Source organism: Roseibium marinum, assembly GCF_002906165.1.
In the GTDB taxonomy this organism is placed as follows: domain Bacteria; phylum Pseudomonadota; class Alphaproteobacteria; order Rhizobiales; family Stappiaceae; genus Roseibium; species Roseibium marinum.
Genome location: NZ_PPCN01000011.1, coordinates 166,427 through 192,340 on the forward strand (window position 1 = coordinate 166,427; position 25,914 = coordinate 192,340).

General features: G+C 58.9%; 19 protein-coding genes and 1 tRNA gene. 11 read left to right on the forward strand and 9 right to left on the reverse strand.

Annotated features, from left to right (window positions below):
• Nucleotides 1-72 precede the first annotated feature (72 nt).
• The 3 genes from CLV41_RS21595 (at nt 73) to CLV41_RS21605 (ending at nt 3,053) form a co-directional block, all read left to right on the forward strand.
• Nucleotides 73-603, forward strand: coding sequence for a CoA-binding protein (locus tag CLV41_RS21595; protein WP_103224544.1), 531 nt, complete (start codon nt 73-75; stop codon nt 601-603).
• Between the two features lie 180 nt (nt 604-783).
• A complete protein-coding gene (locus CLV41_RS21600; protein ID WP_103224545.1) occupies nt 784-990 on the forward strand; it encodes a hypothetical protein in 207 nt (68 codons plus the stop codon).
• A gap of 782 nt (nt 991-1,772) precedes the next feature.
• Nucleotides 1,773-3,053 (forward strand): O-acetylhomoserine aminocarboxypropyltransferase, encoded by a 1,281-nt coding sequence (locus tag CLV41_RS21605; RefSeq protein WP_103224546.1) that lies wholly within the window; start codon nt 1,773-1,775, stop codon nt 3,051-3,053.
• A 70-nt stretch (nt 3,054-3,123) separates the two neighbouring features.
• On the opposite strand, the gene CLV41_RS21610 is transcribed toward CLV41_RS21605, so the two are convergent.
• Nucleotides 3,124-4,221 (reverse strand): COX15/CtaA family protein, encoded by a 1,098-nt coding sequence (locus CLV41_RS21610; RefSeq protein ID WP_103224547.1) that lies wholly within the window; start codon nt 4,219-4,221, stop codon nt 3,124-3,126.
• A gap of 396 nt (nt 4,222-4,617) precedes the next feature.
• On the opposite strand from CLV41_RS21610, the gene CLV41_RS21615 reads away from it, so the two are divergent.
• Nucleotides 4,618-4,833 (forward strand): DUF2842 domain-containing protein, encoded by a 216-nt coding sequence (locus tag CLV41_RS21615; protein WP_103224548.1) that lies wholly within the window; start codon nt 4,618-4,620, stop codon nt 4,831-4,833.
• On the opposite strand, the gene CLV41_RS21620 is transcribed toward CLV41_RS21615, so the two are convergent.
• On the reverse strand, nt 4,793-5,893 hold the full coding sequence (locus CLV41_RS21620) for a polysaccharide deacetylase family protein (RefSeq protein ID WP_103224630.1): 1,101 nt from the start codon (nt 5,891-5,893) through the stop codon (nt 4,793-4,795). The genes CLV41_RS21615 and CLV41_RS21620 overlap by 41 nt on opposite strands.
• A 192-nt stretch (nt 5,894-6,085) precedes the next feature.
• On the opposite strand from CLV41_RS21620, the gene CLV41_RS21625 reads away from it, so the two are divergent.
• Nucleotides 6,086-7,231: a GNAT family N-acetyltransferase gene (locus CLV41_RS21625; RefSeq protein ID WP_170107279.1), complete on the forward strand. Its 1,146-nt coding sequence runs from the start codon at nt 6,086-6,088 to the stop codon at nt 7,229-7,231.
• A 15-nt stretch (nt 7,232-7,246) separates the two neighbouring features.
• Here the strand turns inward: CLV41_RS21625 and CLV41_RS21630 are convergent, their stop codons facing one another.
• Entirely contained in the window at nt 7,247-9,718 is a 2,472-nt protein-coding gene (locus CLV41_RS21630; protein WP_103224550.1) for an exopolysaccharide transport family protein, read from the reverse strand.
• A 197-nt stretch (nt 9,719-9,915) separates the two neighbouring features.
• Between CLV41_RS21630 and CLV41_RS21635 the strand changes: the two genes are divergently transcribed.
• From CLV41_RS21635 to CLV41_RS21660, 6 genes are all read left to right on the forward strand, one after another.
• Nucleotides 9,916-10,473 carry a polysaccharide biosynthesis/export family protein gene (locus tag CLV41_RS21635; RefSeq protein WP_103224551.1) on the forward strand — a complete coding sequence of 186 codons (558 nt, stop codon included), beginning with the start codon at nt 9,916-9,918 and terminating at the stop codon, nt 10,471-10,473.
• Nucleotides 10,474-10,578: 105 nt separating this feature from the next.
• Entirely contained in the window at nt 10,579-11,808 is a 1,230-nt protein-coding gene (locus tag CLV41_RS21640; protein WP_170107280.1) for a glycosyltransferase, read from the forward strand.
• Nucleotides 11,808-13,415, forward strand: a complete 1,608-nt coding sequence (locus tag CLV41_RS21645; RefSeq protein ID WP_103224553.1) for an undecaprenyl-phosphate glucose phosphotransferase — start codon at nt 11,808-11,810, stop codon at nt 13,413-13,415. The genes CLV41_RS21640 and CLV41_RS21645 overlap by 1 nt, the downstream gene beginning before the upstream one ends.
• Nucleotides 13,412-14,743, forward strand: a complete 1,332-nt coding sequence (locus CLV41_RS21650) for an O-antigen ligase family protein (RefSeq protein WP_103224554.1) — start codon at nt 13,412-13,414, stop codon at nt 14,741-14,743. Before CLV41_RS21645 ends, CLV41_RS21650 begins: the two co-directional genes overlap by 4 nt.
• Before the next feature lie 8 nt (nt 14,744-14,751).
• Nucleotides 14,752-14,828 (forward strand) — tRNA-Pro (locus tag CLV41_RS21655).
• 543 nt (nt 14,829-15,371) lie between these two features.
• Nucleotides 15,372-19,805: a sacsin N-terminal ATP-binding-like domain-containing protein gene (locus tag CLV41_RS21660; RefSeq protein WP_146048622.1), complete on the forward strand. Its 4,434-nt coding sequence runs from the start codon at nt 15,372-15,374 to the stop codon at nt 19,803-19,805.
• 207 nt (nt 19,806-20,012) lie between these two features.
• On the opposite strand, the gene CLV41_RS21665 is transcribed toward CLV41_RS21660, so the two are convergent.
• The 6 genes from CLV41_RS21665 to CLV41_RS21690 form a co-directional block, all read right to left on the reverse strand.
• On the reverse strand, nt 20,013-20,816 hold the full coding sequence (locus tag CLV41_RS21665) for a BtpA/SgcQ family protein (protein WP_103224556.1): 804 nt from the start codon (nt 20,814-20,816) through the stop codon (nt 20,013-20,015).
• 63 nt (nt 20,817-20,879) lie between these two features.
• Nucleotides 20,880-21,755 carry a carbohydrate ABC transporter permease gene (locus CLV41_RS21670; protein WP_235867212.1) on the reverse strand — a complete coding sequence of 292 codons (876 nt, stop codon included), beginning with the start codon at nt 21,753-21,755 and terminating at the stop codon, nt 20,880-20,882.
• Nucleotides 21,756-21,824: 69 nt separating this feature from the next.
• Nucleotides 21,825-23,096 carry an ABC transporter substrate-binding protein gene (locus tag CLV41_RS21675; protein WP_103224558.1) on the reverse strand — a complete coding sequence of 424 codons (1,272 nt, stop codon included), beginning with the start codon at nt 23,094-23,096 and terminating at the stop codon, nt 21,825-21,827.
• A 42-nt stretch (nt 23,097-23,138) separates the two neighbouring features.
• On the reverse strand, nt 23,139-23,939 hold the full coding sequence (locus CLV41_RS21680; protein WP_103224559.1) for a carbohydrate ABC transporter permease: 801 nt from the start codon (nt 23,937-23,939) through the stop codon (nt 23,139-23,141).
• Nucleotide 23,940: 1 nt separating this feature from the next.
• A complete protein-coding gene (locus CLV41_RS21685; protein ID WP_103224560.1) occupies nt 23,941-25,041 on the reverse strand; it encodes an ABC transporter ATP-binding protein in 1,101 nt (366 codons plus the stop codon).
• A 57-nt stretch (nt 25,042-25,098) separates the two neighbouring features.
• Nucleotides 25,099-25,899: an SDR family NAD(P)-dependent oxidoreductase gene (locus tag CLV41_RS21690; protein WP_103224561.1), complete on the reverse strand. Its 801-nt coding sequence runs from the start codon at nt 25,897-25,899 to the stop codon at nt 25,099-25,101.
• Nucleotides 25,900-25,914: the final 15 nt, after the last annotated feature.

A 25,914-nucleotide genomic window follows, 5' to 3' on the forward strand; every position in this document is an offset into this window, starting at 1 on the left:
GCACCTGGCCGCTCTTGCGGTGTGGCTGTATTTCGCATTGGATAGCGCGGCCTATCGAAGGACCTCCAGCGCATGAATCACGACAGCTATTCCAACACCTACATCAAGAGCATTCTGGACGAGGTGAAAACCGTCGCGATGGTGGGCGCCAGCGCCAACAACGTCCGCCCGTCGTATTTTGTGCTGAAATATCTTCTGTCCAAGGGCTATGAGGTCTGGCCGGTCAATCCCGGCCAGGCAGGCAAGGAGATCCTGGGACAGACTGTCTACGCCTCCCTCGACGACCTGCCGGGTGTACCGGACATGATCGACATCTTCCGAAATTCCGCGGCCGCCGGACAGATCGTCGATGAGGTTCTTGCCGGAGGCAAGCTGCCGAAGGTGATCTGGATGCAGCTTACCGTGCGCCACGATGAAGCCGCCGAACGGGCGGAAGCCGCTGGCATCAAGGTCGTCATGGACCGCTGCCCGAAGATAGAATATGGCCGTTTGTCCGGTGAGATCGGCTGGGCAGGCGTCAATTCCAGAACACTGTCTTCCAAACGGCCTTCCCTCAAGTCCGGCTTCCAGCACCGCGGCCTTTCCGGGAAAAAGCCCGGTTAGAGCGTAAAGCGTCGATTTGGAAGCATTTGATGGCGGAAGGCAGCCTATCGGCAGCGTTGCGCCGCTTGCCCGAGGCACCTTCCCTTTACACCAGCTTCGCACAATACGCGCCTGATAGCCCTTTGTCCGGGTTCGCGCCTGTCGGACCCGCGATCGGATTTGTCTGCTGGAGAGCGTGAAATGACACAGGACCCGACCCTGTTTACCGCGATAGAATGGGTGTTGATGGCAATGGCCGGCCTGATTGCCCTCGTCCTGTTCGCGGTCGTCCACCGCGCCGAGCCAGGGTCGCCCTTCGCCGAGCGGGAGGAGCACTGGTTGCCGGACGATTCCGCATCGCAGGATAGTTCCGAAGATCGAAATCGCCACGGTCGCATACTGCGATGAAATCGAAACCCGCCTTCGAATCAGGATGTTGATCGAAAATCCACAGGAATGAAGTTCCCTCGGCTTCTCAACCTATGCGTGTTTTTGCTAAGGTCACTGCGGAAATACGCAATACTTGGGCGGAACTCAGCTCAAGTGATATCGGAAGATTTGCCGGGGACTTCAGCAAATGTTCAACATCTACTCCGGCCTTGCCTTCCTGGCCCTGATCACATGCCTCATTCTGCTGATCCGCCTGGACCGGAAGAGTGGCAGGAAAAGCCGCCCGATGCGGTTGCTGAATGCCGGCCCCGTTTCATCGGAGGACCAAACCGCTTGCACCGACGCGGACCGGCCAGACTGAATCAGGGCGAACCATCCGGCTTCATTCAAATTTTAAATTAATTAGCTGAAAACTCTCATCGATTTCTTCTCACTTCTTACATCTCCAGCCGTTTAATACTGATGCAAGCGAAAAAGAACGTCCCTGGAGACTGTCATGCTCACTGTGCTCGGTAACACCGCCACTCTGGCCTGGTGCTTGCCCTTATTGGCCGCCTTTTTGCTTTTTGCCGTCTATTTTCTGGCAAAGGTCGACGTCCGGAAACCACAGTCCGGCCGCCGGGGTTGATTGGCGATAGCTGTAAATTCGCTGAAACCGCGTGTGCCACGGCCGTGTAGATCCGCCCTAACCTATTGACGCCAAAATTTTTTCCACTGATCGCCAAAACCGCAATTTCCTGCTTTGACCTCCCCTTCCGCTTCCGCCAAACTGGCCGAAATTCAAACAGGGAGGTTTTTTGATGAGCGATAAAATTCCGGGTTTTTCAACTCTGGCCATTCACGCCGGAGCGGCACCCGATCCGGCAACGGGAGCCCGGGCAACACCCATCTACCAGACGACGTCATTTGTGTTCGACGACGTCGACCACGCGGCCTCCCTGTTCGGCCTGCAGGCTTTCGGCAATATCTATACAAGGATCACCAACCCCACGACCGCCGTTCTGGAAGAGCGGGTTGCAGCGCTCGAAGGCGGAACCGCGGCACTCGCCACGGCCTCGGGCCATTCCGCCCAGCTTCTGTGCTTCCACACAATGATGCAGCCGGGCGACAATATCGTCGCGGCGAACAAGCTTTACGGCGGCTCGATCAATCAGCTCAACCACTCGTTCAAAAGTTTCGGCTGGAACGTGAAATGGGCCGATCCGGCAGACATCGCCACCTTCGAAGCCGCAATCGACGACCGGACCCGGGCGATCTTCATCGAAAGCCTCGCCAATCCGGGCGGTATCGTCGTCGATATAGAAGCGATTGCGGCGCTCGCCAAAGCCAAGGGTGTTCCGCTGGTTGTCGACAATACGATGGCGACCCCCTATCTGTGCCGTCCGATCGAGCATGGCGCGGACATCGTCCTGCACTCGCTGACCAAGTTCATGGGTGGCCATGGCAATTCAATGGGCGGTATCATCGTCGACGGCGGCAGTTTCGACTGGTCGGCAAGCGGCAATTACCCCCTGCTGTCCCAGCCGCGCCCCGAATATCAGGGCATCGTTCTTCATGAGACTTTCGGCAATTTCGCCTTCGCGATCGCGTGCAGGGTTCTCGGTCTGCGCGACCTGGGACCCGCGATTTCGCCGTTCAATTCCTTCCTGATCCTGACAGGCATTGAAACGCTGCCGCTGCGCATGCAGCGCCATTCGGACAATGCCAAGAAGGTGGCGCTGCACCTGTCGGGCCATGACAAGGTCAACTGGGTCTCCTACGCCGCCCTGCCTGAAGACAAGCATCATGCCCTGCAGCAGAAATACATGCCCAAGGGCGCCGGCGCGGTCTTCACCTTCGGTGTCGAGGGCGGCTACGAAGCCGGGGTAAATCTGGTGTCAAAGGTCGAGCTGTTCTCGCATCTGGCCAATATCGGCGATACCCGCAGCCTGATCATCCACCCGGCCTCCACCACCCACCGCCAGCTCACGGACGAGCAGAAAACGGTAGCGGGTGCCGGACCGGACGTTGTGCGGCTTTCCGTCGGTCTGGAGGACGTCGACGACATCATCGCCGATCTGGACCAGGCGCTGTCGGGTTGATCCCGCGACGTATCGCGCAAAAGGCAAAGCCCGCCGGTTGGCGGGCTTTGTTATTTTACAGCCTCGCCGCCTATCCCCGGATCGGGAATGCGCCTTTCAGGATGGCCAGATAATCTATCGACGCGGCAAGAACCACCACCGCGAAACCCTGGTGGAGCAGAGCGACCGGCAAAGGCACCATCCAGACAAGGGTCAGGATACCGAAGACCGCCTGCAGCAGGACGAAGCCGCCGAGATGAGCGCCTGCCCGCCGCAACTCCGCGCGGCGGCTGACCCTGAATGTGCTGTAAGCCAGCGCCAGACCGATAACGACCAGAAGGTAGGCCGTCATCCGGTGCTGGAACTGAACGGTCATCACGTTTTCAAAGAAGTTCAGCCAGACCGGCTGCATGACGAGGAGTCCGTCCGGAACGATGCGCCCATCCATCAATGGCCAGGTATTGAACGTGAGCCCGGCATTGAGGCCGGCGACGAGACCGCCCAGAAACATCTGCAGGAAAACCAGCCCGAGAAACAGCCGGCTGAGGCCCGCAAGGCGCGCCAACTCTTCCGGCTCCGGTTCAGCCAGTGGCACCAGGCGGCGGGCAATCCAGAACAGATAGGCGAATATGATCAGGGCCAGCGTCAGGTGGACGGCAAGGCGGTACTGGCTGACGTCCACCCGTTCGACGAGACCGGACGCCACCATCCACCAGCCGACAAATCCCTGCAGACCGCCAAGCGCAAGCCCGATCAGCAGCCTGGGTTTCAGCCAGGGTTCGATCCGCCCGGCGGCCCAGAAGCCAAGCATCGGAACGAAAAACGCTATTCCGATGAAGCGGCCCAGCAGACGATGCGCCCATTCCCACCAGAAAATGAATTTGAACTCTTCAAGGCTCATGCCCTTGTTGATGAGCTGGTACTCCGGGATCTGCCGGTATTTCTCAAGCTCATCTTCCCACTCGGCTTCGCTGAGCGGCGGGATGACACCGTGGATCGGCTTCCACTCGGTGATGGACAGGCCGGATTCGGTCAGACGGGTGGCACCGCCCACGACGACCATGGCCAGGATCAATGCACACACACCATAAAGCCACCAGCGGATCAGCTTCCGGTTCTGCCTTATGCGCGCCAGCCTGACCGGAGACACGGATGCCGCCACGCCGTTTGTGCTTGCCGCTACCGTCATGTTTCTTCTCCGGCCCAATTGCCTTCAGTTTAGTCAGGGCTATCAAGGTGCGGAAATATAGAGACTATTGCAAAACAGCAAGTGCGTGAGCGCGTTTTGCGGCAATCTGCCCCTCGTGAGTGGATGAATTTTCTTCCGAATTAAAAGCTGTACCGCATCCTATCCGGACGTTGCGACCTGGCAGGCAAGCAGGCTATAAGCGCCGCCAGATCCTTCCGCTTGGATGTGGAAGCATACACAAGCGCTCAAATTCGTTTAGAGCGTGTCGCGTTTGAGCGGATTCATGGATCTAGGAGGACGCCCGAGACAGCGTTTGCGTTGCAAATGCGTTCGGGCGATTTCCTGAATTCGATTTAACGCGACACGCTTCAGCCAGGTCACGGACACGCTTCCAATATGGTTCCTTCGTTCAGAAAATTCGTCGGCATGGTGCTTCTGGTGGTTTTTGTCGTGGTCTATGCCCTCATCGCCATGGTGATCGGCGACATGACCCTGCAGAACGCATCGACGCTCGTGCGCTTCATCTATTTCGCGATTGCCGGATTGATCTGGGTGATCCCGGCCGGCGCCATTATCTGGTGGATGGAAAAAGGCGGGAAAAACCCGACCTGAGGCCGAAACCAGAGGCCGCCCAGCGGGCCGCGCGGTAAAGCGCGAAGGGTGCGCCGGTCAGATACTGGTCAACCACCGCCGGGTCCTGAAAATGTCCGTTCAGAGAGACCCGCGGCAGCATCATCAGTTCCCGCGCATTCACTGACTGAAGCACACCGGGAGCCGTCGTCACCGACGACGCGAAACCGACTTCGCGCAAAATGTTCGCATCGCGCGGACTGACCGCATGCGAATAGCCGTACGGATAGGCAAAATGCTTCGGTCGCATGCCGATTTCCTGTTCCAGACGCGCCACGCCCTTGAGAACGTCCGCGCGCGCCGCGCCAGCGTCCAGACGCGCCATGGCGAAATGATCGTGCGTATGAGCCCCGATGGTCACCAGAGGGTCGGAAGCCAGTTGCCGGACTTCGTCCCAATTCATCACCAGTTCATCGGCCAGGGCTTCCAGATCGACATCGTAGTATTCACACAGCGCGCGGATGATCTTCCTCTGGTCCGGTTCACTGACCTCGAGCGTCAGATAGTTGACCAGCCGCTTGAAACAGGCCTCTTTTTCCGCGGTGGTCCGGCACGGAACGCCACCCGTTTCGCCGCTCCCCGAAAAGACGACCTCGTCGTTTTGGGCGATGATACGCTCAAGCGCGACCCACCAGAGTTCCGTCGTCCGGTCGACCAGACCGCTCGCGACGAACACCGTGAACGGCGCCTGAAGGTCCTTCAGAACGGGATAGGCGACTTCCAGATTGTCCCGGTAGCCGTCATCGAAGGTCAGGACCGCGTAACGCTGATCCCCGTAACCGGTTTTCAGAAGATCGATGGCCTCATCCAGTGCGATGATCTCGTAGCCGTTCGCCCGCGTCCGCTCAACGGCAAGACGCAGGAATTCCGGCGTGATCTCCAGGTGGCGGTTGGGTTGAAAAGCATCCGGCCGCGCGGCCCGGACATGGTGCATCATGAAAACCGCGCCGCAGCCCCGGGTGAACGGAGCCAGCAACCGGCTGAGCCCTGTTTTTTCCAGAACACCGAAAGCGTGCGATACCGCGTTTTGACGTTTGCCCATGCGTTCGAGACACCCAAACATGAAACGGATACCAGATAGGCACGGTTTCTTTAATATTTATTGCTAAATCTATCGAGACTTCGCCCGATCCGCCAGCAACACTCCCAGTGTGTTCCGATGCTCGTTCAAAACCGTTTATCTCACGTTGACGCCTTCCCGCCTCCTTCCTCCACCAGGACGGATGGACAGGATATGAGCGGGAAGGATGCCGCGCTGAAAGTCTCCGTCTTCACGCGGCTTTCCGACGCCAGAACCGACTGGCAGCATCTCAAGGACGCGGGATACGTCAACCCGTATCAATCCTATGAATGGGTCTCGGCATGGTATGAAACCCTTGGCAGGGAACACGGAATAGACCCAGTGATCGCCGTCGTCCATCGGAGAGATAAAGCGGTTCTTCTCCTGCCGATGGGCGTTGAATGCTCCGCCGGGATCAGGACGCTCAGCTTCCTTGGACATCAGAACGGCAATCAGAACACCGGTTGTTGGGACGCGGATTTTTATGCGCAGGCCGGACGGGAAGAGATAGAGGAAATTCTGGTCAGCCTTTGCAGGCAGGCAGGCACGGACCTTCTGGCGCTTCACAACGTTCCGGAAAACTGGCACGGCCGCTCGCATCCGTTCGTGCTTCACCGGGCCGCACCAAGCCCCAGTCCGGTTTTCATGCGTTCCCTGCCCTCGGATTTCCAGGTTCTGTTCACCGAAACCCACAGCAAGTCCGCGCGCAAGAAACTGCTGCGCAAGGAAAGGCTGTTGCGTGCCGCCGGACAATACAGGGTGGTCAAGGCAATTACGCCGGAAGAAATCCGCCAGGGTCTCGACGCCTTTGTGGACCAGCGCGCGAAACGGGCAGCGAAGGCAGGCATACCCAATGCCTTTTCCACGGCCGTTTCAGTCGATTTTCTGTCGCGTCTGCTCAATACGGAAACGAAGGTCCGGCCGCTCGATGTCTGGTTCCTGGAAACCGGTGGCACGATCCGCGCCACCTATCTGTGCATTGAGCACGCCGGTACGATCTACTCCTACAGCAACAGTATTTCCCACGACGACATGGAGGCTTACAGCCCCGGAAATATCCTGTTCCTGGAAATTCTCCGCAGCGCCTGCGCGGCCGAAGGCGTGAACATGCTGGATTTCGGTCTCGGCGCAGAGCCCTACAAGAGAGCCTGGGCAGATCCTGTTGCTCTGAAGGACAGCTTCCTTGCGGTTACCTGGAAGGGCGCCCTGAAAAAAGGCCTCGACCGGACGCGCACCCATGCGAAGTCCGCAATCCGCAATTCCGATTTCCTGTGGCCACTCGTTCGCCAGCTACGGAAGTGGAAAGCCGGCCTGAGCTGAATTAGAGCAGCTACCCTATGCCGCGTGACCATCGTCATTGCGACGCGGGTCGGAGCCGGTTTCTCCCGAAATCACGACTTCCACACTCGCACCCGTGTTGTGGGCAAGCAGGTTGGCCGCGCTTTGCAGTTCATGACTGTGGTCGGGCGCGCTCGCGGCGATCAGAACGCGGTCGGCAAAACTCAACATGCGGGCACTGGCAAGCGTTCCGTCGATCGCTCCCAGATCGACCACAATGGTCTGATAGGTGGATTTGATCGCTTCGAGTGCCAGCTTGAAGCGATCCGAATTGACCATGTCGTCGGTGATCGCCAGGCGGCCGGCTTCAATGATATGAGCTTTGGTGGCCGCATCCCTGTAGACCACCTTTGCGAACGGCGCGTTGCCGGCGATGATATCGGAAAACCCTTCGGCCGCCTTCTTGTCGTGCTGTTCGGGAAACACTTCCATGATCAGCGCGGATTTGCCGGCTTTCGCGGCTTTACGCACCAGATCGAATGCCAGATCGTGAGAAAGCGCATCGTCATCGACGCTCAGGACGACAATCCGCCCCGCCGCCTGGACATCTTCCGCCAAGGTTGTGGGGACCGGTTCGCCCGCACTGGTATCCCTGGCACTGATCTCCCTGGCACTGATCTCCCTGGCACCGGTCTCCCCCGCAACAGTTTCGCCGGCCTCGAGCTCCTGTTCATAGACCGGTGCTTTCGGGACCGGAGCCTTTGGATCTTCTCTGCCGGCGCCCCGGACCCAGTTGCGGGCCCAGCCGGGGGCCCAATCGGGGGTCCGATCGGGGGCAGCGTCATGATCGTCACGCGAGCGCACGCTCCGGCGCCTTTTTCGCTCAAGGACCTCCTTGAGCGGTGAAAGCCGCCCGGGAGTTTCTTCCGCCGCTGCCTCGGGTTCGTCTTCGATAAACGGCTGCTTTTCTTCCTCAAGCGGCTTTGGCGAAGACAGGTTTTCCCGGAATTCCGCATCCATACGGTAGTTCGAAAAGGTCTGGGAGTAGCCGCGTCCCCAGTCATTTCCCTCATTGTGGGGTGCCACCGGTACATCCCGGACGTTGACGCCGGCGGCGTCATTCATGCGGTAAAGCGCGTTTCCGCTCAGGAATTCGCGCATCAGCACGAAAGCGCATCCCAGAATAAAGGTCACCAGCGCCGCTATGATCGTGGTGGAGACGATCTTCGGCGAAGACGGTTCGGCCGGAACGCTCGCACGGGAAATGATGCGCGCGTCGGCGGGAAGAACCTGCGCCCTCAATCGGGAATCGGCTTCCTGAAAGCTCAACATCAGTTGATCCAGTTGGGCGGCCTTGGCATTGGCCTCGCGTTCCAGTTCGCTCAGGCGGGCCTGATCCGCATTCGAGCGCGCCGCCGCGGTTTTCAGCTCATTGAGGCGTTTTTCCAGCGCCAGTGCCTGCTGGTTGGCGACTTTCGCGTCATTTTCCAGCCCCTGAAGAATCCGTCGCGCTTCGTTCCTGATCTGCCGGTCGTAGTCACCAAGCTGCGACTGAAGCGCCTTGAGCTGCGGATGGTTCGGCAACAGCGTTATGGACAGCTCGGCGACGTTCGACTGGATTTCGACCTGCCGCTCGCGCAGCCTTTGGATCAGCGCGGACCCGAGAACTTCGCTGGCGCTTTCCAGCGAACCGCCGGAATTCAGAATCTCGCGGATGAGACCGGCCTTGGCCTGCGCTTCCGCCTTGGTCGCCTGGGCGGCGGAATAGTCGCTGCTCGTCTCGGCGAGCTGCTGCTGATTGAGCGGAATGTTGTCGGCTCCGATCAGCAAATCGGCCCGCGCCCTGAAATCGGAGACGGCCTTGCGGGCAGCCTGAACATCCTTGCGCAATTCGACGATCTGAGGCTCAAGGGCGGCGGAGGCCTGCTCGGTTGTCACCCGCTTGGCGCTTGACTGGATGGAGAGGTATTCGTCGACGATGGCATTGGCCACCCGCGCCGCCAGAACGGGATTTTCCGCCTGGTAGTCGACGGCAATGACGCGCGAGCCTTCCAGCCGGTAAATCTGCAGGTTCTCGTAAAAATGCTTGAGGACCTGTTCTTCCGCGCTGTTGGCGGTGGTCTTTCCGCCCAGACCGATCAAGGACATGAGATTGCTGACAAGTGTGCCGGTCCCGTCGGCATCGAATTCGGGGATCGCCGCGAGATTGAGTTTGTTCGCCACCCGCCGCGCCAGATCCGCGGACATCAGGAGCTGAACCTGGCTGGCGACGCCCTCGCTGTCGAGAACCGCCCTTTCCTCTTCCACCCCGCGCGAGCCGCCCGGAAACTTGTTGTCGGTGCTCTCGATGAGGATCCTGGCTTCGGCCTTGTATTTGGGAGCGACGAATTGCAGCCCGAGGAATACAGCGACCGCCACGAACAAGGTCAGCGGCAAAAGCCAGCCCAGGGAACGGCCGATCGTCCGCAGCAAACCGCCCAGGTCCACCGCCATGTCATCATCGGAAACTGTCCGCCGCTCAGCATTCATCACTTGAATCTCCACAATTCCGGCAAACTATGTCGAATTAGGGTAAGCGATCGGTTAAGGCGCATGCAATTGCACAAAGAGGCCTGTTAATTAATGCATGCGCAGTTCTGACGATATACGCGCAGACAGTTTTTCCCCATTCACCCTCAATTAACCATAACACGCGATGCTGTCTGCGAATTGTAGGAGAGTCGTAGATGCCAATGAAAGCGCTTCTTGTCCTGGGTCTTTGCCTGGGTCTCGTTGCTTGCAGCGGGTACAGGCAGCCGCCGACAGCTTTTCATGAGACGTTGACACAGCCTTACCGCTTGGATTCAAGCGACAAGCTGCGCATCATCGTGTTTGGACAGGACGATCTCTCAAACACCTATGTCATTGATCAGGCTGGATATATCTCCTTTCCATTGGTAGGCAGCGTCGCCGCCCGAGGTAAAACACAACAAAGCCTGGCAGCCGAAATCGCCACGAAATTGCGGCAGGGCTATATCCGCGATCCGGACGTTTCCGTCGAGGTCGATACCTACCGGCCGATCTTTGTGATGGGTGAAGTGCAAAACTCGGGCCAGTACAATTATGTGGCGGGCATGACGGTGCAGAACGCCATCGCGACCGCGGGCGGATTCAGCTCAAGGGCACAGCAGGTCGATGTGGATATCACCCGCCAGATCAACGGCGAAATCCTAAACGGACGTGTGCCCATTTCGGACCCGGTCCGTCCCGGAGACACAATTTACGTCCGCGAACGCTATTTCTAGAGTGATGGTCAGTTAACCGGAGACTCACCTCCCTTTGCTAGGGTGCAGCTACCGAGCCTCACAGGTCCAAAAGAAACCTGGGGGTGGTAACAGGGATACTGCACCATGACGACGAACCCCATGCGGATCGTTCATTGTGTCCGCTCGCCTATTGGCGGAATCTTCCGCCATATTCGCGATTTGGCCACCGCCCAGGCGGAAGCCGGACATGATGTCGGACTTATCTGCGACAGCAGCACTGGCAGCACTTTCGACAACCGGTTCCTGGAGGAACTGCGGCCGAAACTTACCCTTGGCCTGGCGCGCTTTCCCATGCAGCGCCAACTCACGCCCAAGGACATGTCGGCGACCCTGGCGATCTACCGCCATATCCGCGACCTCAATCCGGACATTCTGCACGGACACGGCGCCAAGGGCGGCGCCTACGCCCGCCTGATCGGCAGCGGCCTCAGACTGTTCGGAAGCAAAGTGGCCCGCATCTATTGTCCCCATGGCGGCAGCCTGCATTACGATCCGAACCGTCTCGAAGGACGCGTCTATCACACGCTGGAGCGCCTGCTTGGACGGATCACGGACGGTCTGGTGTTCGTCTCCGATTATGAATCGGCAGCTTACGAGAGCAAGGTCGGGCAGCCGAAAGCCAAATCGCGGATTGTCTACAATGGACTGACACCGGAAGAATTCGCTCCGGTCACCGTGAACAAGGACGCCGGCGACTTTCTCTATATCGGCATGCTCCGCGACCTGAAGGGTCCGGACCTGTTCATCGAAGCGCTCTACAACATCCGCCTGAAAACCGGAACCGCGCCCCGGGCCCACATTGTCGGAGAAGGTCCCCAGGAAGAACGTTACCGCAACATGGTCAGGAAACTCGGCCTGGAGGACGCCATCACGTTCCATGGCGCCCTGCCCGCACGCGAAGCGTTCAAACTTGCCAGGAACGTGGTTATTCCCTCCCGCGCGGAAGCCATGCCCTACATCATCCTTGAAACGGTCGCGGCACAGCGTCCTCTCATTGCGACACGGGTCGGTGGTATCCCGGAGATTTTCGGCCGCTATGCCAGCCGGCTGATCGAACCTGGACATATCGGCAAACTGACGGTCGCAATGGAAGAAGCGCTGGAAGACCCTGTCCGGATGGAACGGGAGGCCAGCGAATTGCAGAGATGCCTGGCCGCGACCTTCTCCACCGATCTGATGAACGACAGGATCACCACGCTCTACCAGGACGTACAGGGTATTGCGCCGGCCGACGAAGCCACGCCCCAGGCGGCGGAAAGCGCTTCAGCCGACAGCAGCGCCCAGGCGGTCTATGCCAGATCAGGCAACAGGTGATGAGCAATCAGGCTTTCAAACCGACCGATCCGGTCGATCCGGCTCTACACGCAAGCGATGGATCAGGTTTGCGGCGCCGGCTGGAAAAGCATCTGCGGCAGACGGTCGGCGGTGTTACAGGATCGACAAACGTCGAAATCCTGCCGACGGCAACAACGGGCCTGACCGCCGAAGCCTGCGAGATCGCGCAGGGCCTCGGCGGCAAGGGTCTGTCCATTCCGGTCCTGACCGGCATGGTCCGCCTGACGGATATTCTGCTGATAGCATCCACCGCGCTCATCGCCGCCTATACCGGTTCAAGCGCGACTGCATTCAGCCTGACGCAGGGCGTTGCAATCGGAATTTCCATCCTGTTCGCTCTCGCCTTTTTTCAGGCGGCCGACTGCTATCAGGTACCCGTCATGCGCCAGGGTCTGTCGCAGTTCGGACGTGTCGCGGCCGGCTGGACCCTGGTTTTCGCCATGTTCGCGGTTCTCAGATCCACGACAGGCGTCGGCGCGGGCTTTCCCGATGCGTGGATCGGGTCGTGGTTCGCTCTCAGCCTGACAGGCCTGTGCGCGTCGCGGCTGATCGTCTTCCTGCTGGTGCGCCACTGGATGAATTCCGGCCGCCTGGAACGGCGCGCCATCATCGTCGGCGGCGGCACGGCAGCGGCCGAACTGATCCATGACATCGAGGCCCAGGCCGACAACGACATCCGCATCTGCGGCATTTTCGATGACCGCTCGAACGACCGGTCGCCGCCGGTGGTGGCAGGCTATCCGAAACTCGGCAACATCAACGCGCTGGTCGAGTTCGCCCGGCTCGCCCGCATCGACATGCTCATCGTCTGCATTCCCTTGCGCGCCGAACAGCGGGTTCTGGAACTGCTCAGGAAGCTTTGGGTCCTGCCGGTCGATATCCGTCTGTCCGCCCATACCGACAAGGTCCGCTTCCGCAGCCGCGGTGCGTCCTTCATCGGCACGGTGCCGTTTGTCGATGTCGTTGAAAAGCCGATTGCCGACTGGGACATGGTCGGCAAGCGGATTTTCGATCTGGTGTTCGCGACGCTCGCGCTCGTGACGCTGTTCCCGGTGATGATCGCCGCGGCGATCGCCATCAAGCTCGACAGCAAGGGACCGGTCCTTTTCAGGCAGAAGCGCTACGGCTTCAACAACGAGATCATCGAGATCCTGAAGTTCCGTTCCATGTATACGGAACAGGCCGATCCGGACGCGAAAAAGGTGGTGACCCGGGGCGATACGCGCGTGACACGCGTGGGCCGGTTCATCCGCAAGACATCGATCGACGAGCTGCCGCAGCTCTTCAACGTTCTGGCCGGCAGACTGTCTCTGGTCGGACCGCGCCCGCATGCCGTCAACGCCCATACCGACAACAAGACCTGGGACGATGTGGTCGACGGCTATTTCGCCCGCCACAAGGTGAAACCCGGTGTCACCGGCTGGGCCCAGATCAACGGCTGGCGCGGCGAAGTGGACACGCCGGAAAAAATTCAGCACCGCGTCGAGTGCGACGTCTACTACATCGAAAACTGGTCGATCATGTTCGATCTGAAAATCCTGCTGCTGACGCCCTTCCGTCTGCTCGATACGGAGAATGCCTATTGAGCATCGCGGCCGCCCCTTATGGCGGCGCGCGGTTCGCGCGTTCGCCCGCCGGGCTTCCGGCAAGGAGCCTGGGCAATGGCGCCCTGTGGCTGGCGGCATTTCTGTCGGGTTTCGTCATCGAGGAACCGGCGCCCTATGAACTCTACATGGCGCTTGTCACCGTCGTCTGGCTCGCCTGCGGCCTGAAGCTGCGGCGCGAATTCGGACCGCTGATCATCTGCCTGATGCTCTATATCGCCGGCGGTATGGCCTCCATTCCGATGGCCCGGGAAATGGGCGAAGCGATGATGTATATCGCGATCTCCGGCTTTCTTGCGGTCACCGCCATCTTCTACGCCGCCGTTCTGGCGGACGATCCGGACAGATTCAGGATCATCCAGAGCGGCTACACGATCAGCGCGGTCCTGGTGGCGGCAATCGGCATCGCCGGCTATTTCCAGCTGTTTCCCGGCGCCGGCTATTTCACGCTGTATGACCGCGCCCGTGGCACCTTTCAGGACCCGAACGTGTTCGGCCCGTTCCTGGTCCTGCCGACCGTCCTTCTGCTGCAGCGGCTCCTGAAGGACTCCGTCCTGAAAAACCTGCACCTGCTGGTGCCGCTCGCCATCCTGCTGCTCGGCGTTTTCCTGAGTTTCTCGCGCGGTGCCTGGGGGCTTCTGGTCGCCGCCGTCCTGACGGTCTATATCCTGGCGCTGATCACGGAGCAAAAGCGCCAGCGGCGCGCGCGGCTGATCTTTCTGGGCGCGGCCGGGATTCTGGCCGTTGCCGCCCTGATCGCGGCGGCGCTGTCCATCGACAGCGTGGCGGAGATGTTCAGCCAGCGGGCCAGGCTCGTTCAGGAGTATGACGGCGCCCGCCTCGGCCGCTTCGCCCGCTATTCGCTCGGCTTCCAGATGGTGATGGAGCATCCGCTCGGCATCGGCGCGATGGAATTCAACAAGTATTTCCCGGAAGACGAGCACAATGTCTATCTGAAGGGCTTCACGACCTATGGCTGGCTCGGCGGCACGATCTATATCCTCCTGGCGCTCTGGACACTCATCGCCATGGTTCCGCTGCTGTTCAAGGCCCGGCCGTGGACGGCGTTCACCCAATCGATCTTCGCGGTTTTTGCGGGTCATCTCATCCTGTCGGTGTTCATCGACACCGATCACTGGCGGCACATGTACATGCTTTACGGTCTCGCCTGGGGCATGATCGCGACGGACAAGATGGAGCGCAGGCAACAGCGCAAACAGCTTTCCTCGCGCCGCGCCGCTTGTCATCCAGGTCCGGCGATACTCTCCGCAACAAGCGGCTTGCGCTCGGCAGGCGAACAAGCTAGGTAGGGTCCGTTCGGGCAGTAGCGCAGCCTGGTAGCGCACTTCACTGGGGGTGAAGGGGTCGTCGGTTCAAATCCGGCCTGCCCGACCATTTTTTCCGAAAATTTCGCGATAACCGCTTTCCATGCGATGTAGTGAAAGCGCAGGGACACATTGCGTTCCTGGTGTGGCGCGCGACTTCGGTTGGCATCCAGATTTTTTAGTAATCAGAGCATAAATGCACTTTAATGGTCCTTTAATGGTCGAAACCGTGTTGATGGTAACTCGGACCCAACTACGTATTATCTGCTCACTGTTATTTTTTGGTTGGACACTAAAATCGCCCTTGCCCAACAAGTCATCTACTGTTTTGAAATGTCAAAAGCTGGCATTCGCTGCGAGATGATCGGGCGTCAGATACGGGGCCGTGTCCTGAAAGTCTGCTCTTAGTCGACCGTGAAGGAAAGCAGCCTTTCGTGTATCTGTAGGTCCAATGCCAGCTCACGACCCCAATGCGAGCGTCCGACTGACATACCTATCGTCGATGTCCGATCGCGCACCGCGCCGGATGCGCATGAGCGAGAGAGATTGCCAAGTGTTCATAAACGGCTAGCTATGCGAAATGACCACCCAGATTAAGCATGGAAGGTGCGCCTTGAGCCAAACACCAAGCGAGAACGAGCCTAACCTCTACGAGCACGGGAAAGCCGCTGTTCGGCTGCTATGGAAGAACTGGAAGGATCGACCGCAAGTTAACGACCCCCAAGACCCCGAATTTGCGCGAGGAGCACTGGAAGAGATAATTCGGCTGTTGGTCAATTCCGATGACGTTTACAAGGAAATCCGCGAGTATTCCGAAGCAGCGGCCGAGCAACTGACCAAAGCTGACCGCACCATCCTTGAGGTCATCCAGAACGCTGATGATCTTGAAGCTTCGACATTGAAGATGTCAGTACGCCGCAAGGGCAAAGGAGAGCTTCTCGCCGTTCATGACGGCAGACCCGTTGTCGTTACAGATGTCATTGCGATGACTCTCGCCTTTCTTTCGATGAAGCGAGACGATGCTAGGTCGAAAGGAAGGTTTGGCATCGGCCTCAAGACACTCAACCAAATCGGTGCTAAGCTAAGCGTACACTGTCCACCCTACCATTTTGCCATAGAGAAAGGCGTACTCCACGCGATCGAGCCGGCGAGAGCGATTAAGGGTCTATATCAGCCGTCGGGCCAGCAGACACTCTTAGCCATCGATCTCGATGCAGAATATGGCCCTGACGATGTTGTAGGTTGGATCCGGCGCTTGGACGCGAGTCACTTGGTCTTTTTAGACCACCTGCGATCACTGTCTCTGATTGATCGCCGCAAAGGCAGCGCTGAGTGGGAAGCCGAACTCGTGCAAAGCGAGCAGCCTCCGGTTGAAATAGAGATGAAGCCCGGGACTCGCATTACTGCGAATTGCACCCTGTTCTCTGAGCCAAGCAAGAAAGGACGAATATGGACCCGTTATTCACTCGAATACCCAGTGCCCCTAAAATACAAGAGAGCCCACAAAGCGACTGCTAAAGAAACCACGATTTCGGTCGCGATCTCAGAGTCTGCTGAACCTGGCATTCTAGCTGCTGGACTGCCGCTCGACTTCGCAAATACTCTCCCAATCAGCCTGAACGCTCAATTTGATCCGGACCTTTCGCGCAGAGGCGTTCGAGAGCTGAGGTGGAATGAATGGTTATTCGGCCGTCTAGCTGCACTTGCTTCGGGCGTGGCCATGCATCGCTTTCAAAGTGACGCTAGGACTGGTTGGCAAGCTGTGCCCTTGCTCGATGAGAATGTTGGGGACGAAGATTGGACGCAAACGCAGATCGTCGAACTTATCGAAACCGTGCAGGATCGCATAAGGTCGAAACTGCAGTTGGCCATTGATGGCGACACGGTGCGGCTCAGCGACCTTTCCTATCTTTCGAACAGCGTGGAGGTCCTTCTGACACTTGAGGATCAGAAAAAGCTCCAACCGGAATTCAGTCCCTTGCCCAACTCACACTGCGACAAGATTGGCAGGTGGCGACAGGTACTGGATGAGCTAAAACAAGGGCATCGCTTCACCACACTAGATGCGCTTCGACTTCTGGAATTAGATGATGTTGAGCTTGGCCAGCGTCCCGAAGGCTGGTTTTTGGCTCTTGCCGATGCGGCGCTTCAAGCTGGATATGATCACGCTCTATCGAACGCGAAATCAGTCCTTGCGGCAGATGGATCGCGGTATTGCCCAAATGGAGAGATTTTACTCGTCCGTAAGGTAGTGGACGGGAGCATTGCTGAGCGCTTGGGCTTGGAAGTACAACTAGCTGCTGGTTACTTCAGTCCAACGGTCTCTAAGCTAGTGCAGTCGTGGCTTGAGAAACACTGCGTGACTGACACTTTCCAAGGCGGTGTCCGCATCTTGGATGCACTCTCGCGGAGGAGTGCAGAAGAACCGCTTTACCTAGACGACAAGGCGCTTCTGACTTTGCGAGACGCGCTTCAGGATACCGACGATGTTCGTCGCCTGTCGCTTGCTGCCACTGTTGGAAAAGTGATTTGCGTTAATGGGTACGAATTCCGAAAAGGGAAGAAGGTCAACCGCAAGGTTCAACCGGCATTAGCGTATCTGCCAACGTCGATCGCCAAAGACACGCTTGGATGGGCGGCCGCCGCAAAGTCCACCGAGGAGTTGTTTTGGATAGACAACCGCTATGCTGCGTTGCTTCGCAAAGGCACAAAGGGCGAGTTGAGCGCGAAGAAGTTCTTTTCCCTTCTTGGTGCCAAAGCAGGCCCTATCCTGGTACGAGCTTCCGATGGCCCGCATATCGAAATCGGAACGGAGAGACCCGCCACGCAGGTCGACGCACTTCGAAAGATCAGCAGGCCCAACCGGCCGACGCATCTGCGCAATGACTATGTTTCACCCGATCTCGATCGCGTGGTTGCAAATATCGCCAAGCAAAGGATTGACCCCAATCGGCGCGCAAGAGCCCAAGCTTTGATCGTAACTTTGGATAGAGAATGGGAACACAATCTATCTGAACACGCTGAGGCGGGGGCTGAATATTTCTACTACACTTGGCGTCATGTGGGGCACGTACCCGCGACCTGGCTTGCCCGCGCAGCTTCCGAACGATGGCTGAGCAGCAAATCCAAGCGCAAAGTAGCGCCACGAGAGACCGCAATTGAAACAGCCACCACTCGACTCACTCGCGGCAACAAGCCTTCGCAGTTCGTCCATGAGCTTAAGGAGTCAGATTCCGCCAGTCCCTTAGTTGCGGCACTTGAAATCAAGGGCACTCCGCCTGCTTCCGAACTCATCGCCGAGCTAGAAGCCCTCAGACGCGAACACACTTCAAAGGTTCACCCCGGCGACGTTTACCCACTCTACGCCGCTCTTGCATCCTTAGTCTCTGGCGAGCGTGCTCAAACCGTTGGCGATATCGCCGCAGCAGATATCCGAAGTTCATTCGAAAACGCTGGTCTACTGCTCACCAATCAAGGTTGGACATCACCGAGCAAGGTATACCGCGGCAGACCCATATTTGGCAAACTGCGAATCTTCGTCCAAGAGCCACGAGCATTGTTGCCCCTTTGGCAAATGCTGCAGATTTTCCAGCCAAGCGTCGAAGACTGCATCGGGGTCTTGCAGGAATTGGGCGACCGAAATGCCACACCTGACGCTGAAGAGAAGAGCATCATTGTCGATGTGCTTAGAAGGTTGGCTGAGTCAGACGGCGGAGCAAGGAAAAGGGACTCTCGAAAGCTTCTGAGCTTGCCACTTTGGACCTCTCAAGGTTGGCAGACGGCGCGCCCCATCTATGCGGTCACTGATGAAACTTTGGAGCAATCACTCGGAAAGAAACTTCCGTTGTGGGCCCCTCATTGCGCACTCCAGAGCCTTGGTAGCCTCCCCGAGATGTTGGGCGTTGATATCCTCACTGATGCCGACTTTTCACTGTCAACCACCACCAAGTTTGAGCCTGCAGACGAATTCACTGAGCTTTGCTTCCGTGGCGCGGTTTCCAGGTTAAGAGCAACGCTCGCAAAAAAGAGCCAGGAGTTGTGGAACGCGTTCGACTGGAAGGGTTTGGAGAGCGCACAGCTATTTCGGGCTGATGATTTGTCGACCACTGCTAAGATCGCCAGCAGAAGGGTTACAGTTTCCCGCGAAGTGCATGTCGAAGGGAAACAGCAAGTCTACTTTGCTAACCCAGATGAGATTGGAGCGCCTGAAGCTGGTCGAGCTATCCTCGTCCCATTCGTTGATGGAGACTTGCCTGAGATGGTGGACTTTGCGTGGTCATATGCTTGGCACCAAGCGGAGGATGGTTCTCAACTGGACGACGAACTCAACTTAGCCTCGGAAGATGCTAAGGACGACGACCCACTCGAGAAATTTGAGGCAGGCGGCAAGAAGGCTACTGGCAACAGGCTGTTTGCTGGAGGAGCCCTTGGGCACAACAAGAAGGGCGGGAACAAGAATCTGCCCCCTGCCCCGAAGCCTAGGAGACTCAAGGATTTCGATGGTGCGGTGATCGCTGAAGTAACCGTCGTCCAATCAGATAAAGAGCCAAAGGGCATCAAGCCGAAGAAGCGGCCACTCCTGGTGAACCCCAAGACTCGAAATCCTGCACAGGAGACGAAGGCATCTCCTGCCGGTGTAAGGGAATGGACTGAAAAGGAACGCGAGCGTCGGGGATTCGAGTTATTGGCGGCCGCACTGAAACAAATCGACAATATCGATCTAGATGATTACAGCGCACTGAAGGGTATTGGAGCTGACTCGATGGACAACTTATCTCGTTACTTCGAGTTGAAAGTGTTCTCGGGCGAAGCCACTGACGAAGTGAGGTTCGAGCACAGTGAGTTCCAAAGGGCTGTGAAAGCGAAAGGCGACTACTTTCTCGCCGTCGTGTCGGGCCTTGAAGAGGGAAGAACTACCGAGATAATGATCTTCGCTGACCCTATTCGTACATTAGATTGGAAACGTATTCCTCAAATTCGGTTGGGTGGAATTCGCTCTGGAGGGAAGTCGGCACTCAGGATTAGGATTGATACACCTGAGAATTGATGAAACCATTTTGCCGTCATGACCTGCCACTGATCTTTCATCCAGCAGCGATTTGAGCCCGGTTGGGTGTGCTTGGAGCATCCAACCCTGGAGCGCCGGAAGCTGGAGTTTTCGGGCTCTGATCACAATGCGAACGGAATGGATGGGAGCGAGCAAACGCCCCCATCCTTGCAACACAGGATAGACCTGATAGCCGCCGGTCCCTTCTTAGGCGCGGGTCGACTTCACAATGTCCATGAATTCGCGCGCGCGGACCGGGTCGACCGCATTCCAGGTATGCCCGTCAACTTTCAGCGACGAGCCCACGATGCAGCCATCCGCGATCTTGAGCACATCGGCCACTGTTGCATGTTTGACGCCGGTATTGGCGAGCACGGGCGTCTCGGGCAGCGCTTTCTTAACCGCTTCGAGATCATTCATCTTGGCCGCCTCACCCGTGATCGCGCCGGAAACCAGCACCGCATCGGGGATCGAGGAGAAGACAGCTGAACGTGCGCGATCCGGCAATGAACGGGCGTCGAGCGAGTGGGCGAATTCGGCCGATACGTTGTTCAGGAGCACCAGGTCCTTGCGATCAAGCCGGCGCGCCTCACGCATCGCGCGCCCGGCATTCGGCGTCCAGGGGCCCATATCCGACGCGTAGGTGCCGGTGAAGATCTCGCGCACGAAAGAGGCGCCAGTGGCCGCGGCCAGCGCAACAGTCGCGTCCGGATCCCAGAGCACGTTGACGCCAAAGGGGTTCTGGATCTTGTCGCGCAGGCGTCCGATCACGAAGGCCATCGACGAAGTGGTCGCGACATTGACCTCAAGCTCATAAGGCCGATCGTTCTCGTTGCCGAACATCACCGCGTCGACATCGGCGGCCTGAAGCGCATCAAGGTCCTTCAGCGCGGCCTGATAGATCCCCTCGACGCCCGCATCGGCATCGTAAAGCGGGGTGCCGGGCATGGGGTTGAGGTGGACCATCGCGATAACGGGCTTGATGCCCGGGAAAAGCGACCCGAATTTCATGGCAAGTCTCTCCTTTGTCCCCGCCGCGGGCGAGGTTCGATTGAAGCGGAAACGGACGCGATCTCAGTTCTTTCTGCGTTCGAGCAGGAAGAAGAAGACCACCGTGATGAGAAGAACGATCAGGAGCAGGATGAAGGCTGCGGCACTGCCCTCGTTCAATGCCAACCCCTGGAAAGCGCGTTTATAGGCAAAAAAGGACAGCAGCTCGGTCGAGATGCCGGGGCCGCCCTTGGTCAGGATGTAGATCAGGTCATAGGTGCGGAATTCGTTGATCAGCTGGATCACCACCGCGATCATCGCGACCGGACGCAAAAGCGGCAGGGTGATATACCAGAACTGCTGCATCGGACTCGCGCCATCTACCTCGGCCGCCTCGTAAGGTTCGCGTGGCAGCGAGGCGAGACCCGCCGAGAGCAGCAGGATCACGAATGAAGTCTGCTGCCAGATGTCGATGAAGATCATCGTCTTGAGCGCCAGACCCGAGTTGCCCAGCCAGTCCACCATCGGCAGGCCGAGCCCTGCCAGCGTCTGGTTGACGATCCCCAGATTGGGCTGCAACAGCATCCGCCAGATCAACGCAACAGCGACCGGCGACATCGCCATCGGCAGGGTAAGCACTGCGAAATAGACGCCACGCATCGCGATCACCTGGCGCAGCATGAGCGCGATCCCCAGCCCGGCAATGAACTCACCCGTCACCGTGGCAACCGAATAGCGCAGGGTAATCCCGAGGGAGTTCCAGAACAGCGGCTCGGACATGATCGTGACAAAATTTCCGAAGCCGGTGATGTTCAGCGCCGGGCGGATGAGCGTCATCGACGAGAGCGAGATCGCCGCGGCATAGAGCACAGGCAGGCCCATCACGATGGTCAGCATCGTCAGGCCCGGGCCTGCAAAGCCCCAGCCCGCGCGCATCATATCGGTCGTTCTCGTGCTCATCGGGTGTCTTTCGCTCAGCAGTAATTGGGAGGCAGGCAGGACGTGTACCGCCCGCCTCCGCGATATGCGTTACTTGTTCATGAGATCCGTCAGGCCCGAATCCGCCGCAGCGAGCGCGTCGGCGATGGTCGCATCACCACTGGCGGCGAGCGAAACCTGGGTCCCCAGAGTGTCCTCGTATTGCGCTGAATAGGTGAATATCGGGAAGGATTTCCCACTTTCGACCACGGCCATAGCGTCCTTGTAGAACGGGTATTTAGCCAACACGTCCGCATTGGTGTAGACATCGGAACGCACCGGGGCGTGTCCCTCCATCGCGCGGGCGACGGCGACGTCCTTGCTCTGGACCCAGGTGATGAACTTCCAGGCGGCATCCTTTTCTTCCTGCGAGACGTTCTTGGCGATGCCCCAGCCCCAGCCGCCGCTTTCACCGTGACCGCCCGGCATGACCGAGAGCGCCACCTTGCCCGCGACATTCGGGCAGCTTTCGGCATTGTCGATCTGCGGCAGCATCCACCAGTAGGTCACCATCGAGAACGCATCGCCCGCGCACATCAGCCGCATCGTGTCATCGAGCGTGGCCGAGAGTGCCCCGGTCTGCGCAGCGTTGTTGATCGCATCCTTGTAGAGGCCCAAAGCGGTCTCGGCCGCCTCGGACGCCAACACGACCTTGCCGTCGGCGTCGAGATAGTCTCCGCCCGCCGAGAAAAGGTAGTTGGAGAATTCCATCGCGTTCGGATCGCCTTTCTGACCCTGCATTGCGGCGCCGTTGACCTTGCCTTGCGCCTTCATGAACTTGGCGATCTGCACATATTCCTCGAGCGTCTTGGGTGCTTCCAGCTCCTGACCGGTCTCGGACTTATAAGCAGCCTTCAGATCCGGGTCGTTCAGCAGATCGGTGCGATAGATCAGGCCCATCGAGTAGTTGTACATCGGGACCAGCGGCATCGAGTCTTCGGTGTTGCCCAGAAGATCCATCGTCGAGGGGATGAAGGCCGACATGTCGAAGTCCGTTTTCTCGGCGTAGGGCTTGAGCTCTTCGAGCCAGCCCGCCGCCGGGAACTCACCCGCCCAGAGGAAGTCGACCTCGAGCAGGTTGTAATAGCTCTGACCGCTGACGAGCTGAGCCACCAGCTTGTCATGCATGTCGCCATAGCCGACCTTTTCGAACTCGACCTTTATGCCGGTCTCCTTCTCGAATTCGGGCAGCATCTTTTCGATAATCGTCGTTTCGGGAACGTCTTCCATAAGCGCGTGCAACGTGACGCCATCGGCCAGCGCCGTGCCGCCCAAAAGAGAAGCTGCAAGGCCAAGTGTCACCGGAAAAAAGGGCTTTTTCATTTCTGTGTCCTCATCTGTTAGGTTAGTCTGCTCTTATTGTTGTTATTTCACCGATCCGAAGGAGAGCCCTTCGACCAGGTATTTCTGAATAAACTTGGCCGCGATCATCAACGGCAGGATCGCAAGCGAAACGCCCGCCGCGACATTCGAGATCTGCACCCCGTTCGAAGTCTGAAGACTTGCCAGAGCGACCGGCACCGTTGCGGTATTCGACCCACCCAAAATCAGGGCGAACAGAAACTCGTTCCACGACAGGATGAAGCCGAGTACGGCCGCCGCCATGATGCCGGGTGCCGCGACCGGCAGCACCACGCGCCAGAATGCGCCCCAACGGGTCGCCCCGTCGGTCATAGCCGCCCCCTCGAGGTCTTCCGGGATCGCCTCGAAAAAGCCCATCAGAATCCAGGTCAGAAACGGCAGGTTGATCGCCGCGTAGACGATCGTCAGACCGGTCAGCGAATTGGTCAGGCCGACATTGCGAAACAGCATGAAGGTCGGCAGCGCCAGCGCCACGGGCGGCAGCATCTGGCTGGCCAGCGTCGCCAAGCGCGCAAGCCGCCCGCCGGTGCGGAACCGCGCAAAGGCATAGCCGGTCATCGCGGCCAGGGGCATCGCCACGATCACCGAGAGACTCGCCACGACCAGTGAATTCATGTAGTTGCGGCCGAAGTTCTTTTCGGCGAACAGCGCGCGGTAGTTGTCGAGTGTCACCGAGGGCAGGATCGCCGCGCTGTAGCTGTCCTGCGCCGGCACCAGCGAAGTGCGCAGTACCCACAGGATGGGAAAGAGCACGATCACGACAGCCACGATCAATCCGAAATGTGACAAGATCCGCCGCCCCATCTCAAACCTCCCGCGCGATCGCGTCACCGCTCGCGGCGTCGAACAGATGCGTATGCGCCAGATCCGCGTAAAGCGTAACCTCGTCACCGATCCGGGGCAGGAAATGGCGGTCGACCCGGGCTGAAACGGATTGGCCCGCGGTCTCGACCACGATCAGGTTCTCGGGGCCCAGCGCCTCCAGCACCGTCACGATCCCCTGGAAGGCCTGCGCACCGGGTCTGGGTTGGGTCACAATGTCCTCGGCCCGCAATCCGAACAGCAGTTTCCGCTCCACAGCCGCCCGATAGAGCGCCGCCTCGCGCTCGGGAAGAGGCCCGGCGATGGGGCCTGCGCTGAGCATCACGGCCTCCCCCTCGGCGTTCAGCTGTGCCTCGATCAGATTCATCGCCGGGGTGGCAAGAAACTGCGCCACGAAAGTGTTTCGCGGTCTGGCATAAACTTCGAGCGGCACGCCGACCTGTTCGACCCGGCCGTTGCGCATGATGCAGATCCGGTCGCCCATCGTCATCGCCTCAACATGGTCGTGGGTGACGAAAACAGTGGTCTTGCCAACGCGCCGATGAAGCTTCACCAGTTCCTGACGCATCTCGCCGCGCAGCTTGGCATCGAGGTTTGACAGCGGCTCATCCATCAGGAAGACGTCCGGCTCTCGCACGATCGCCCGCCCGAGCGCCACACGTTGCCGCTGCCCTCCCGAAAGCGCTGACGGCTTGCGATCCAGATAGGGCTGCAGACCCAGGACGGAGGCCGCCTGCGCAATCCGGCGATCCTGCTCGTCCCGCGGCGTCTTGCGCATCTTCATGCCGAACCGCATGTTCTCGCGCACACTCATGTGCGGATAAAGCGCGTAGGATTGAAAAACCACCGCCACGTTGCGATGGCGCGGGGCTAAACGCGTCACGTCACGCCCGGCAATGCTGATCTGCCCGTCCGTCGTCTCCTCCAGACCCGCGATCATCCTGAGCGTCGTGGACTTGCCGCACCCCGACGGCCCGAGGAGCACCATAAACTCCCCTTCCTCGATCTCGAGAGAGACATCCCTCACACCGAAGATGCCGAGGCCGTAATCCCGGCTGACCTTGTTGAGCTTGATCTCTGACACGTTGGCATTCCGTCGGATAAGGGGGAGACTTGGATGAACAAGCAGACAGGCGCGGCGTCAGGTCATGTAGACGCCGCCCGTCACGTTGATCGCCTGCCCGGTCATGAAGCGCGCAGCGTCCGAACACAGGAAAACGACGACACCGGCAACATCCTCGGGGGTCTCGATCCGGCCAAGCGGCGTTTGCGAGATGTAATCCTGCTGCACCTCATCGGGCGTCATGGACCGAAGTTCCGCCTCCCAGGCGATCTCTCGTTCCTGCATCGACGTGCGCACGAAGCCCGGGCACACGGCATTCACGCGAATGCCCGAAGGCGCCAATTCGCGCGCAAGACCCTGCGTCCAGCCGACCACGGCGAATTTGCTGGCCGAGTAATGCGCCAGTAGCGGCGCACCGACCTTGGCCGCAAGCGAAGCGGTATTCACAATCATCCCGCGCCCCTCACTCAGGAAATGACGGGCCGCGATCTGGTTGGTCAGAAACACGCCGCGCGCGTTCACATCCATGTTGAAATCCCAATCGCGATCGGTCAGATCCACCGCGCGCCGCATGCTGGAAACACCCGCATTGGCGATGCAGATATCGATCCTCCCCGCCGCTTCGAGCGCCGACGAAAACGCGGCCTCGACCGAAGCCCGGTCACTGACGTCGATCTTCACCGCGCGATGCCCGGACCCGAGCTTGGCCGCTGCAGCCCGCGCCGCGTCGAAATCGAGATCGGCTACCGTCACGGTGATGTCCTGTGCAGCCAGGGCGCGCGCAATGGCCCAGCCAATCCCACCCGCGGCACCGGTCACGAAAGCCGATTTTCCCGCGAGCCCCGGATGTGTCTGAGGGGCCAAGTCATGTTCATTCATGTTTCATTGCTCCGA

Coding starts and splice junctions, on each gene's coding strand:
- CLV41_RS21595 (WP_103224544.1), top strand. CDS start 73: ATGAATCACGACAGCTATTCCAACACCTACATCAAGAGCATTCTGGAC.
- CLV41_RS21600 (WP_103224545.1), top strand. CDS start 784: ATGACACAGGACCCGACCCTGTTTACCGCGATAGAATGGGTGTTGATG.
- CLV41_RS21605 (WP_103224546.1), top strand. CDS start 1,773: ATGAGCGATAAAATTCCGGGTTTTTCAACTCTGGCCATTCACGCCGGA.
- CLV41_RS21610 (WP_103224547.1), bottom strand. CDS start 4,221: ATGACGGTAGCGGCAAGCACAAACGGCGTGGCGGCATCCGTGTCTCCG.
- CLV41_RS21615 (WP_103224548.1), top strand. CDS start 4,618: ATGGTTCCTTCGTTCAGAAAATTCGTCGGCATGGTGCTTCTGGTGGTT.
- CLV41_RS21620 (WP_103224630.1), bottom strand. CDS start 5,893: ATGGGCAAACGTCAAAACGCGGTATCGCACGCTTTCGGTGTTCTGGAA.
- CLV41_RS21625 (WP_170107279.1), top strand. CDS start 6,086: ATGAGCGGGAAGGATGCCGCGCTGAAAGTCTCCGTCTTCACGCGGCTT.
- CLV41_RS21630 (WP_103224550.1), bottom strand. CDS start 9,718: ATGAATGCTGAGCGGCGGACAGTTTCCGATGATGACATGGCGGTGGAC.
- CLV41_RS21635 (WP_103224551.1), top strand. CDS start 9,916: ATGCCAATGAAAGCGCTTCTTGTCCTGGGTCTTTGCCTGGGTCTCGTT.
- CLV41_RS21640 (WP_170107280.1), top strand. CDS start 10,579: ATGACGACGAACCCCATGCGGATCGTTCATTGTGTCCGCTCGCCTATT.
- CLV41_RS21645 (WP_103224553.1), top strand. CDS start 11,808: ATGAGCAATCAGGCTTTCAAACCGACCGATCCGGTCGATCCGGCTCTA.
- CLV41_RS21665 (WP_103224556.1), bottom strand. CDS start 20,816: ATGAAATTCGGGTCGCTTTTCCCGGGCATCAAGCCCGTTATCGCGATG.
- CLV41_RS21670 (WP_235867212.1), bottom strand. CDS start 21,755: ATGAGCACGAGAACGACCGATATGATGCGCGCGGGCTGGGGCTTTGCA.
- CLV41_RS21675 (WP_103224558.1), bottom strand. CDS start 23,096: ATGAAAAAGCCCTTTTTTCCGGTGACACTTGGCCTTGCAGCTTCTCTT.
- CLV41_RS21680 (WP_103224559.1), bottom strand. CDS start 23,939: ATGGGGCGGCGGATCTTGTCACATTTCGGATTGATCGTGGCTGTCGTG.
- CLV41_RS21690 (WP_103224561.1), bottom strand. CDS start 25,899: ATGAATGAACATGACTTGGCCCCTCAGACACATCCGGGGCTCGCGGGA.